This window comes from Variovorax sp. PDC80, from assembly GCF_900115375.1.
Classification (GTDB): domain Bacteria; phylum Pseudomonadota; class Gammaproteobacteria; order Burkholderiales; family Burkholderiaceae_C; genus Variovorax.
In genome coordinates this window covers 109,996-122,166 of record NZ_FOWG01000014.1, presented here as the reverse complement: position 1 = coordinate 122,166, position 12,171 = coordinate 109,996, and the positions used below count along the sequence as shown (strand labels likewise).

Sequence of the window (12,171 nt, the reverse complement as noted above, 5' to 3'; positions counted from 1 at the left end):
ATGAAATCGTTCCATGCAGCGGCGCGCCGCAAGGCCCACGGCAGGCCGCCCGCGTCGTCTGCGCCGGCCTCGCAGGGGCTGGGCTGGCGCCTGACGCCGCCGGCATCGGCCGTCGCCGCGCTCCTGATTGCCGCGGGCGCGGGCGGCAGCGTGCATGCGCAGCACGCCTTCAGCGCGGGCTGGATGGCGCAGAAGAACATGGCGCAGAGCACGGCGATGGCCACGGGCCGGCTGCCCAACGGCATGCCGGCCTCCACGCTGACCAACCCGCAGGCGCAGCAGCAGCAGGCCAGCGCGCAGTTGCAGCGTTCGATCGGCAACCTCAACCTGGCCGCGCAGGCGATCGCGGCGCAGCAGGCGGCACAGGCGGCCGCGCGCCAGGCCGCGCAGAACGATCCCTCGTCGGTGCCCGACGGTCTCGCCGACGGTGGCTTGAAGGTCGATACCGATTCGCTGACCGCCGGCTGGCTCAATGCCAATGCGCCCGTGCAATCGCAGGTCGGTGGCCGCACGCAGGTCGCGATCCAGCAGACCGGCGACAAGGCGATCCTCAATTGGGAGAGCTTCAACGTCGGCAGGAACACGACGGTGCAGTTCCAGCAGCAGCCCGATTGGGCGGTGCTCAACCGTGTCAACGACCCGCAGGCACGGCCTTCGCAGATCCAGGGCCAGATCAAGGGCGACGGCACGGTGTTGATCGCCAACCGCAACGGCGTGGTGTTCTCGGGCAGCAGCCAGGTCGATACACGCAACCTGGTGGCGGCAGCCGCGAAGATCGGCGACGAGCAGTTCAAGGCGCGCGGCATCTACAGCGCGCAGCAGGACGGGACCTATGCGCCCAGCTTCACCGACGCGCTGGGCAGCGTGAAGGTCGAGGCCGGCGCGCGGATCGCGACCACGGCGCCCGCCTCCGTCACGCAGGGCGGCGGCTATGTGCTGCTGCTGGGCACCGAGGTCGGCAATGCCGGGCAGATCAGCACGCCGCGCGGTCAGGTCCAGCTGGCGGCCGGCGATTCCTTTCTCATCCGCGCCGGCCAGGCCACGACGGCGAATGCCTATGCGACCACGCGCGGCAACGAGGTCTCGCCGCAGTTCAAGGTCGACAGCACGGCGGGCGCGGTGAGCAACACCGGCCTGCTGCAGGCGCCCGAAGGCGACATCACGCTCGCGGGCCGCCAGGTGGTGCAGGACGGCGTCGCGCTCGCCACCACCACCGTCAATGCCCGCGGCAGCATCCACCTGCTGAACTCGGCCAGCGATGCGCTGGGCAGGGTGACCATCGGCGCGCACGCCACCAACGCCATCGTGCTCGACGACAGCGCCGGCAGCGCGCTCGACAGCCAGCGCGACGCCTTGATCAGCGAGTCGGCGAAGCAGGACCTGGCGCGCATGACGGTACCCGTCACGCCCGGCGTGTTCGACAACCTGGCGCGCATGGACGACCGCCGCGACCTGTCGCGCTTGGAGATCGTCTCCGGCGGCGACGTCGGCTTCGAGGGCGGCTCGCTGACCCTGGCCACCGGCGGCCAGGTCGCGGTGAGCGCGAAGGGCCGCAGCAATGTCGCGAGCCAGGCCCGGCTCGACGTCTCCGGCGCGGTCGGCGTGCAGGTGGCGATGGCCTCGAACAACGTCGAGATCAACGTGCAGGGCAACGAGCAGCGCGATGCGCCGCTGAACCGCGACACCACCCGGCTCAACAACGCCAACGTGTGGATCGACCGCCGGAAGCTGCTCTACGTGCCCGCCGGCGTCGGCGGCTACGACAAGGAACGCTGGTACACGCAAGGCGGCCTGCTCGAGGTCGGCGGCTACCTGGGCCTGCAGGGCCACGGCATCGGCGAGTGGGCCGCGCAGGGCGGCAGCATCGCCTTCGCGGGCGGCGAGCTCGTCACGCAGAAGGGCTCGAACCTCAACCTCTCGGGCGGCACGCTGGACGTGCAGACCGGCATGCTGCGCCAGAGCTGGCTCAAGGGTGCGGACGGGCGGCTCTACCGCGTCGACGATGCACCGGCGGACGTGCAGTACCAGGGCCTGTACAAGGGCTACGAGGACGCGCACCCGCGCTGGGGCGACGAGAACACGGCCTACTACTACAACCCGCTGATCGGTCCGCAGCAGCGGCTGGAGAGCGGCTACACGATCGGCCGCGACGCGGGGCAACTGATCGTGGCCACCGGCGCGGCGGTGCTCGAGGGCGATGTCACGGCCACCGCCTACCAGGGGCCGCGGCAGGTGCAGAAGCCGCAGGCCGGGCTCGACGGCTACGGGCAGTCGCAGTTCGCGGCCGCGCGCGCGGCGCAGTGGATGCTGGGCGACTGGCGCACGGCGCTGAACACCGACGCGAAGAACGGCCCGCTGGGGATCTTCCACAACCTGGCGCCGACCTCGAACGAGATCGTGTTCGCGCCCGACACGGCCGCGGTCGCGGACAGCCTGCAGGGCGGCAGCCAGGCCGCGCCGCTGCCCGAGGAACTGCAGGGCAAGGTGGTGGTGGACAGCCGCCTCGTCGACGGCTTCGGCCTGGGCACGCTCATGGCCGCCGCGAAGAACGGCGTGACGGTCGACGGCGAGCTCGCGGCGACGCCCGGCGGTGCCATTCGGCTCTACGCGCCGCAGGTCGACGTCAACGCCGACCTCACGGCGCGCGGCGGCGAGATCGCGCTGGGCAACGTGCGCACCGTCACGCTGACCACGGGCCGGACCGTCGACCAGGCGATCTATGCCGCCGCGGGCAAGACGACGCAGGTCACGGTCGGCGCGGGCGTGATGCTCGATGCGCGCGGCCTGTGGAGCAACCTGCAGCAGGACGCCGGCGACATCGCGTTCGCGCCCTACATCGACGGCGGCAGCGTGTCGATCCGCAGCATCGGCGACGTGCGGCTGGGCGCGGGCAGCGTGGTCGACGTCTCCTCGGGCGCCTCGGTCGGCCAGAGCGGCGCATTGACCGGCGGCAGGGGCGGCGACATCGCGCTCGCGGCCAGCATCAACCTCAACGACGGCAGCAACCGGGCGCCGGGCCATGCGGAACTGCAACTCGGTGGCACGTTGCGCGGCTATGGCGTCACGGGTGGGGGCAGCCTCAGCATCGAGTCGGGCACGGCGATCGGCATCGGCGGCGAGGTGCTGCGCAACCCCGGCGAGCTGATGGCCGGCGAAGGCGCGCAGGTGAGCCTGCGGCTGCTGCACGACTACGTGATCCAGCCCGGCGAGACGGTGCCGGTCGACCAGATCACCGTCAGCCGGCTCGCGCCGGGCGAGCAGGTGCAGGCCACGGTCGTGCCCGCGCTGAGCTACGGCACCTCGGTGGTGGTCACGGCGGCCGCGTGGCGCCTGGGCCCCGGCCAGGTCGCCTATGGCATCGACGCGCGCGGCGCCACCAGCCTGTTCCAGTCGGGCAGCGTGGTGCCGGCCGGCATCAGCCTCTACTACATCTCGCAGTTCGCGGCGGGCGACGTGGTGCCCGCCGATGCCTTCCCCGACGGCATCCCGATCCCGCCCAGCACCCAGCACTACGCGCCCGGCAGCGTCGCGAGCGCGCCGATCCGGCTCGCGGCCGGCACGCTGCTCGCGCCGGGCGTGGTGCTGCAGCGCGACAGCGCGGTGCAGCCGGTGCTCGGCCTCGATCCCTCGCTGTTCCGCAGCGGCTTCTCGCACTACACGGTGACGGGCCACGACGGCGTCGCCGTGCTCGACGGCACGCAACTGGACGTGCGCATGCCGGTCTACCGCTGGGACGGCAGCGCGCCGCTGCCGCCGACCGGCACCGAGACGGCGCGCGCGCTGCAGCTGTGGACGCCGCCGCTCTACACCGAGGACCCGTTGCACGCGAAGCTCGCGCAACGCGGCGGCGCCAGCCTGGCGCTGGGCTCGCAGGTCGCGGGCACCACCATCGGTGCGGTGTCCGACGTGGTGCCGCTGTCGATCGGCGCGGGCGCGGTGGTCACGGTCGATCCGGGCCAGGAGATCGCGCTGCTCAGCAGCGGCGGCCAGGTCACCATCGACGGCACGCTCAACGCCTGGGGCGGCCGCATCTCGGTCGCGTCGCTGAACCTGGCGGCCGGCGGTCCGGGCACCTCGATCTGGATCGGCGACGACGCGCGGCTCGACGTGGCGGCGCGGCCCTACGTGGCGCGCGACACGCTGGGCCGGCCCTACGGCATCGCGCCCGATGGCGGATCCATCGAGCTCGGCCTGGCGCAAGCCTTCATCGTGGTGCGGCCCGGTGCCGTGCTCGATGCCTCGGGCAGCCAGGCCGGCATCGATCTCGCGGCCGGCGGCGCCGCGTCGGCGCCCGCGCATCCGGTGCAGATCGCGGGCGACGGCGGCAGCATCGCGCTGCGCTCCTACGACGGCATGTTCCTCGACGGCCAGCTGCTGGCGCGTGCCGGCGGTGCCGGCGCGGCGGGCGGCACGCTCACGCTGGAGATGAACAACCGCATCTACGACACGGCCACCGACGACGACCAGGTGCTGCACCGCATCACGCTGTCGCAGCGGCACGTGCCGACCGCGCTGCCGTCCACGCTGCGGCCCGGCCAGGCCGATGCGGCGCTGCGCTGGGGCAATGCGGCGCTGGGCGTCGACCAGATCGAGGCCGGTGGCTTCGATGCGCTGACGCTGTATGCGCACGACCTGATGGTGTTCGACGGCGACGTCGATCTCTCGCTCGGGCGCAGCCTCAACTTCAAGAGCGGCGTGTTCACCATGGCCGACGGCACGCCCACGGCGCAGGTCCGCATCGCGGCACCCTACATCCGGCTCGACGGCGGCGTCGACTGGACGCCCAACGGCAGCCGCTACCAGCCCGGCCTGGTCGGGCCGACGGCCGGGCCCGGTGTCTCGAAGGGCAGCCTGCTGTCGCTCTCGGGCGACCTGATCGACATCTACGGCCAGGTGCTCGACGGCATGAGCGTGTACCTGGGCGGCGCGGGGCCGATGGTGCCGGCGCACACGGCCTCGGCGCTGGCCTTCGACACGACGGCGCTCACCAGCAGCGGCGACATCCGCTTCGCGGGCGCGGTGACATCGAGCGGCGACATCGTGGCCACCGCGGCGCAGCTCTATCCGATGAGCGGCAAGTACGGCGGTCTGCTCGCGGGCGCCAGGGGCAACGGCACCAGCGGCGGCATCGATCCCGACAGCGTGCTCGCGATCCGCTCGAACGGCAATGCCGCGCCGGTGCCGGCCTCGGTGTTCGGCGCCCTGCTGCTGGCCGGCGGCACGGTCGACCAGGGCGGCGTGGTGCGCGCGCCGCTCGGCGTCATCGCGCTCAACGAACTCGGCGGCCCGCTCACCAACATCGCCTGGCAGACCGCGGCCGGTGCGAACCGCCTGTTCGACGGCAAGGTGGTGCTGCGCGACGGCAGCCTGACCTCGGTCAGCGCGCAGGGGCTGGTCATGCCCTTCGGCGGTACCCAGGACGGCCTGACCTACCAGGGCGCGAGCGGCACGCTGTTCGACCTCGCGCAGGCGCAGGTCAACATCGCGATCGCCGGCAAGTCGATCCAGGTCGAGCCCGGCGCGGTGCTCGATCTCGCGGGCGGCGGCCAATTGATGGGCGAGGGCTTCGTCTCGGGCCGCGGCGGCTCGGTCAACGTGCTGGCCACGCCGCTGTACAACGCCAACCCGGCGCTCAACCGCTACAGCAGCGCGGGCAACGCGGTGTATGCGGTCGTGCCCGGCTATGCCGCGGCCTATGCGCCGACCCTCGCCGACAAGGGCGCGGGCGACCCCGCCATCGGCCAGCAGGTGACGGTGGGGGCCGGCGTGCCGGGCCTGCCCGCGGGCACCTACACGCTGCTGCCGGCCAGCTATGCGCTGCTGCCCGGTGCCTTCCGCGTCGAGCTCGGCGCGCCGCAGGATGCGCTGCTGCCGGCGCGCCAGTCGGGCCTGGTGGCCGTGCCCGGCGGCTCGTGGCGCACCGAAGGCACGCTGCAACTGGCCGGCACCGGCATCCGCGAATCGCTGCCGCGCGAACTGCTGCTGACGCCCGGCCAGGCGGTGCGCAGCTACACCCAGTTCAACGAAACCAGCTATGCCGACTTCGCGCTCTCGCAGGCGGCGCAGTTCGATGGCCGGCGCGCGCGGTTGCCGTCGGACGGCAAGACCCTGCTGCTGGACTTCCGGCAGAGCGACGAGGTGGCCGCGCCGCTGCGCTTCGGCGGCAGCGCGCGCTTCGACGCCGCGGCCGGCGGCATCCCGGGCCAGCTCTTCGTGATCGGCAATGCCGACATGGAGATCACCGGCCCCGGCGCGGCACCGGTGCCCGGCGCGATCTCGCTCGCGGCCAGCGAGCTCAGCGCCTTCGGCGCCAGCACGCTGGCCCTGGGCGGCTGGTACACCTACTTCAACGGTCTGGATTCGTCGGGCGACGGCGCGCGCCTGTACTTCACGCAGGTCTACAACGGCGGCAACGCGCTGCACGTGCGCGACGGCGCCACCCTGCGCGCGGGCCAGATCTTTCTGCTCGGGCGCGACGAGGTCACGGTGGACGGCGGTGCCACGCTCGACACGCGCGGCTTCGGCTCCCCCGGCATCGACTCCGACCTCGGCTACATCTATGCCAACAACCTGCGCAGCAGCGCCACCAGCGACACGCCCGCGGTGCTGGCGGTGGGCAACGGCTGGCTCGACTTCCTGCCGTCGGTGGGGCCGGGCCGCGTCACCGTGGCCGACGGCGCCACCTTGCTGACCGAAGGCACCATCGCCTTCGCCGCGCCCGGTGATCTGGTGCTCGGCGATGCGCGGCTGGGCGCGCGCTATCTCTCGGTGTCGCAGAACCAGATCAACATCGGCACTGCCGATTCGCTCGCCGCGGCGCGGGCCGCCGGTGCGTTGCCCGCGGGCTGGCAACTGACCCAGGACGTGCTCGACCGGCTGCTGCGTCCGGCCGCCGACGCGGGCGTGCCGGCGCTCGAGCGGCTGAGCCTGTCGGCCGGCGGGGCCTTCAATTTCTTCGGCTCGCTCTCGCTCGACACCGGCAACGCGCAGGCCCAGTTGGTACTCAACACGCCGGCCTTCTACGGCTGGGGCGACAGCGCGGACACGGTGCGCATCGCGACCCGATCGCTGGTGTGGAACGGCGTCGCGACCGGTGCCGGCACCGTCGCCAGCCCCTACGCCAGCGCGCTGCCCGCGCCGGTGCAGGCCGGCGGCCCGGGCACCGGCAGCGGCCGGCTGGTGATCGATGCGCAGAGCGTGCAGTTCGGCTACGACGCGCTGAGCCGGCCGCAGGCGCAGGCCACGCTCGACCGCGTCGCGCTGGGCTTCGCCGGTGTCGAGATCAATGCCAGCGACAGCATCGTGTCCAACAGCGCCGGCTCGCTCTCGGTCGGCCATGCGCGCGGCGCCGACGGCCGGCTGGTGGACGGCGACCTGCGCATGAACACGCCGCTGCTCGCGGGCCAGGCCGGCTCGTCGATGCGCTATGCCGCGGGCGGTGCGCTGCGCATCGCCACGCCCGAGGGCGTGGCGGTCGCCGACACGGCGGCCTTCGACGAACTCGGCGGCCGCATCGCGCTGCAGGGGCGCTCGGTGTCGCTCGACACCGCCGTGGCACTGCCCAGCGGCAGGCTCGACGTGCAGGCCGAGGGCGACATCGCGCTCGGCGACCACGCGCAGATCGACCTGGCGGGCCGCGGCATCGCCTTCTTCGACCTCACGCGCTACAGCTGGGGCGGCAGCGTGACGCTGACCAGCACCGGCGGCAGCATCGCGCAGGGCGCGGGCTCGCGCATCGACGTCTCGGCCGCGCACAACGACGCCGGCTCGCTGAGCGCGAGCGCGCTGGGCGCGGGCGGACAGGTCCGGCTCGGCGGCACGCTGCGCGGGCAGGGCGGCGGCACACAGGAGGGCCGCGGCTTCGCGGACGGCCGCTTCACGCTGGCAGCCGACCGCTTCGGCGACGCCGACTTCGCGGCCTACAACACGCAACTCGATGGCGCTGGCTTCTTCGGCGCGCGCGACTTCACGCTCGGCAGCGGCGACCTGCGCGTGGGCAGCCTGCGCGCGCACGAGGTCAGCATCACGGTCAATGGCGGCAGCCTGGCCATCGACGGCCGCATCGACGCCTCGGGCCCCGACGTCGGCAGCATCGCGCTGGCGGCGCGCGACGATCTCTCGCTGGGTGCCGGCGCGGTGCTCGACGCGCACGGCACGCGGCTCGCGGTCGACAGCCAGGGCCAGGCCATCGATGCCTCGAACCGGGCCCGGGTGTCGCTCGCCACCACGGCCGGCACCCTGCGGCTGGCCGGCGGCGCCAGCGTCGATCTGCGCGCGGCCGACGACGTGGCGCGTGGCCAGTTCGGCCTCGCGGCGCCGCGCATCGGCGAGACCGCCGGCGACCTCAGGATCGAGGCCGGCGGCGCGCTGTCGGTCAAGGGTGCCGCGAGCATCGCGCTCGATGCCTTCTGGACCTACACGCCCACGGATGCGAACGGCACCGTCACGCAGGACAACGGCGACGCGGCCGGCGGCGCGGTCGGCGCCAACGGCAAGGTGGGCCTGAACCAGGTCGACCGGCGCAACGCGGCCTTCATCGACGCGGCCTGGGCCAACGCCGCGCTGCGCGGCCGGCTCGCGGGGCTCACGGCCTACGGCGATGCCTTCCACCTGCGTCCCGGCGTGGAGATCCGCGCCAGCGGCGACCTGAGCACCGAGGGCGACCTCGATCTCTCGGGCCTGCGCTACGGCCCGAAGGCCGATCCCGCGCGGCGCGGCGCGGGCGAGCCGGGCACGATCGTGCTGCGCGCCGCGGGCGACCTGAACATCCGCGGCAGCATCAACGACGGCTTCGCGCCACCGGGCGCCACGCCCGACGACAACGGCTGGGCGGACCGCCCGACCGGTGCCGACGGCACGCAGGGCCGCATGTGGGCGACGGCGCCGATGCTCGCGCCCGGCATGCAGTCGTGGTCGATGCGGCTGGTCAGCGGCGCCGACCTGCAGAGCGCCGACAGCCGCGTCGTGCTGCCGTCGTCGCGGCTCGGCGGCAAGGGCGCGCTGGTGCTCGACGACCTGCACTATGCGGGCACCGCGGGCGATGCGCCCTTCGCCGCGGTGAGCGTGGTGCGCACCGGCACCGGCGACCTCGGGCTCTACGCCGGCGGCAGCTACGTGCAGAAGTCGCCGTTCGGCGTCTACACCGCCGGCACGCAGCTGGCGGACACCGGCCCCGACTCGGGCTACAACGCACCGCGCTCGCTGCAGTCCGACGGCACGGCCTTCGGTCCCTACCAGGACGCCTACGGCGCCACCCTCGGCGCGCAGCGCATGTGGTACGCGGGCGGCGGCGGCGACCTCAGCCTCTGGGCACAGGGCGACATCACGGGCTTCCAGGACGCCGGCACGCAGTCGGTCGGCGAATGGCTCTGGCGCCAGGGCGGCGATGCGCTGGGGCAGAAGACCGGCTGGGGCATCAACTTCGGCAGCTACGCGGTCGACAGCGACGGCTTCAACTACTCGCTCACGCTGCCGGCCTTCTCGGGCATCGGCGCGCTCGGCGGCGGCAACGTGTCGGTGCGCGCCGGCGGCAACATCGGCAGCCCGCACGGCTGGAACGATTCGACCTCCAAGCCCGGCCTGGACGGCATCGCGGTCGCGGTGGGCGGCAGCGGGCGCGTGGTCGACGGCCAGCTGCAGCAGACCGGCGGCGGCACGCTGCGCGTGAGCGCGGGCGGCGGCATCTACGCCGGCGTGTACGCCAACCTGCGCGGCGACACCCTGGTCGACGCACAGCACGCGGGCACGCTCGAGCTCAAGAACTACGGCGCGCGCAACACCGACCCGCGCACGCTCGATCCGCGCACCGCCTATGCGGCCGAGACGCGCGATGCGCTGAACTTCGCGCCCGGCGACGGCACGGTGTCGGTGCGCACGCTGGGCGACCTGGCGCTCAACACGTTGATCGACCCGGGCCGCGTGGGCCAGCACGTCGACACCGCGGTGCCGCTGGACGGCAATCCCACCGGCGGCGCGGGCGCGACCTGGTTCACGCTGTGGTCCGAGGACAGCGGCGCCGAGCTGTTCTCGGCCGGCGGCAACCTCACGGCCTTCGGCACCACGCTCACGCAGTTCCTGCCGCCGGTGATGCGCGCGGTGGCCGCGGGCGGCAGCATCTACAACGCCCCGGCCAATTCGGCCACCCTGATGCTGCCCTCGCCGCGCGGCGCGCTCGACCTGCTCGCCAAGGGCAGCGTGGTGGGCGACTCGGCCAACAACCCGGCCAACAACACCGGGCAGATCGGCCTGCTCGGCAGCTCGCGCGCGACGCTGGCGACGCCGCTGAACCCGGCCTGGCGCGTGATCCAGACGGGCACCGTCGGCGACTACATCGTCGCGAGCAACTACTGGACCGCGCCCTATCCCTTCTCGTACATCGACCCGTTCGACTACACGGCGATCTACGAGCACCTGTACGACTACTACGGCGCCCACGGCTACATGGGCATCGGCGGCACGCCGTTCGTGTTCGGGCCCAACACCCTGACCGACGACAGCGCGGCCGGCAACGGCACGCCGATCCACGTCTATGCGGTGCACGGCGACGTGCTCGGGCTGCAGCTGGGCCTGGAGCTGGTGACCGACACCAGCGCGCCGAACTCGCCGGGGCCGCTGTACTACCAGGCCTCGAAGCCGGTGCGCGTTCTCGCGGGCGGCGACATCGTCGGCAGCCGCGGCCTGATCGTGCACGACGCGACCACCGACGTGTCGATGATCGCGGCCGGCGGCAGCGTGATCCAGAGCAACTTCGACATCGCCGGGCCGGGCACGCTCGAGGTCAGCGCGGGCCGGCAGATCTACCAGGGCAACAGCGCCAGCCTCACCAGCCTGGGCGGCATCGAGAGCGGCGACCTGCGCCCGGGCGCCAGCATCGTGCTGCAGGCCGGCCTGGGCGCCGGGCTGCCTGGGCAGGGCGCGAGCGATTTCGCGGGCTTCGCGGCGCGCTACCTCGATCCGGCCCATGCCAGCGATGCCTCGCGCGCGCTGGCCGACCAGCCGGGCAAGGTGGCCAAGACCTACGACGCCGAGCTGGCGCAATGGCTGCGGGAGCGCTTCGGCTACGCGGCCGCGTCGGCCGCCGATGCGCTGGCCTACTTCGAGGCCCTGGCGCCCGAGCAGCAGCGCATCTTCGTGCGGCAGGTGTTCTATGCCGAGCTCACGGCCGGCGGGCGCGAGTACAACGACGCGAGCAGCAAGCGCTTCGGCAGCTACCTGCGCGGGCGCGATGCCATCGCGGCGCTGTTCCCGGGCGTCGATGCGCAGGGCCGGGCCATCGTGCACGACGGCGGCATCACGCTGTACCAGGGCGCGAACACCAATGCCGGCGTGCGCACCGTGGCGGGCGGCGACATCCAGACGCTGGCGCCCGGCGGCACGACGCTGGTGGGCGTGGAGGGCATCACGCCATCGAGCCTCTCCGGCGTCACGCCCGCGGGCCTCGTGACGCAGGGCGAGGGCAGCATCGACATGTACAGCGAGGGTAGCATCCTGCTGGGCCTGTCGCGCATCATGACCACCTTCGGCGGCGACATCCTCGCGTGGTCGGCCACGGGTGACATCAACGCCGGCCGCGGCGCCAAGACCACGCTGGTCTACACGCCGCCCAAGCGCGAGTACGACACGCTGGGCAACGTGAAGCTCTCGCCCAACGTGCCGAGCACCGGCGCGGGCATCGCGACGCTGAACCCGATTCCCGAAGTGCCGCCGGGCGACGTCGACCTGATCGCGCCACTGGGCACCATCGACGCGGGCGAGGCGGGCATCCGCGTGTCGGGCAACGTCAACCTCGCGGCGCTGCAGGTGGTCAACGCGGCCAACATCCAGGTGCAGGGAAAGAGCGCCGGTATTCCCGTGGTGGCCGCGGTGAACGTGGGCGCGCTGACCAATGCCAGCGCCGCCGCCTCGCAGGCCGCGATGGCGGCGCAGGACACGGTGCAGCGCGAACGCACGGCCGCGCGGCAGGCCTTGCCCTCGGTCTTCACGGTGCGCGTGCTGGGCTTCGGCAACGAGAGCCCGGCGGGCGGTCCGGACGCGCCGGCGAACGCGCCGCGCAGGGAACCCGTCAGCTACGACGCGACCAGTTCGGTGCGCGTGCTGGGCGTCGGCGACCTGCCCGATTCGGCGCGCCGGCAACTCACGCCGCGGGAGCGCGCCAACCTCGGCCTGTAGCGC

At 73.2% G+C, this 12,171-nt stretch carries 1 protein-coding gene; it reads left to right on the top strand.

Annotated elements, in window-relative coordinates; genetic code table 11:
• Entirely contained in the window at positions 1–12,168 is a 12,168-nt protein-coding gene (locus tag BM109_RS32685) for a filamentous haemagglutinin family protein (protein WP_177239518.1), read from the top strand.
• Positions 12,169–12,171 lie beyond the last annotated feature (3 nt).

What these genes read in the sequence shown, in the direction of transcription:
- BM109_RS32685 (WP_177239518.1), top strand. Translation starts at nt 1, where the DNA reads ATGAAATCGTTCCATGCAGCGGCGCGCCGCAAGGCCCACGGCAGGCCG.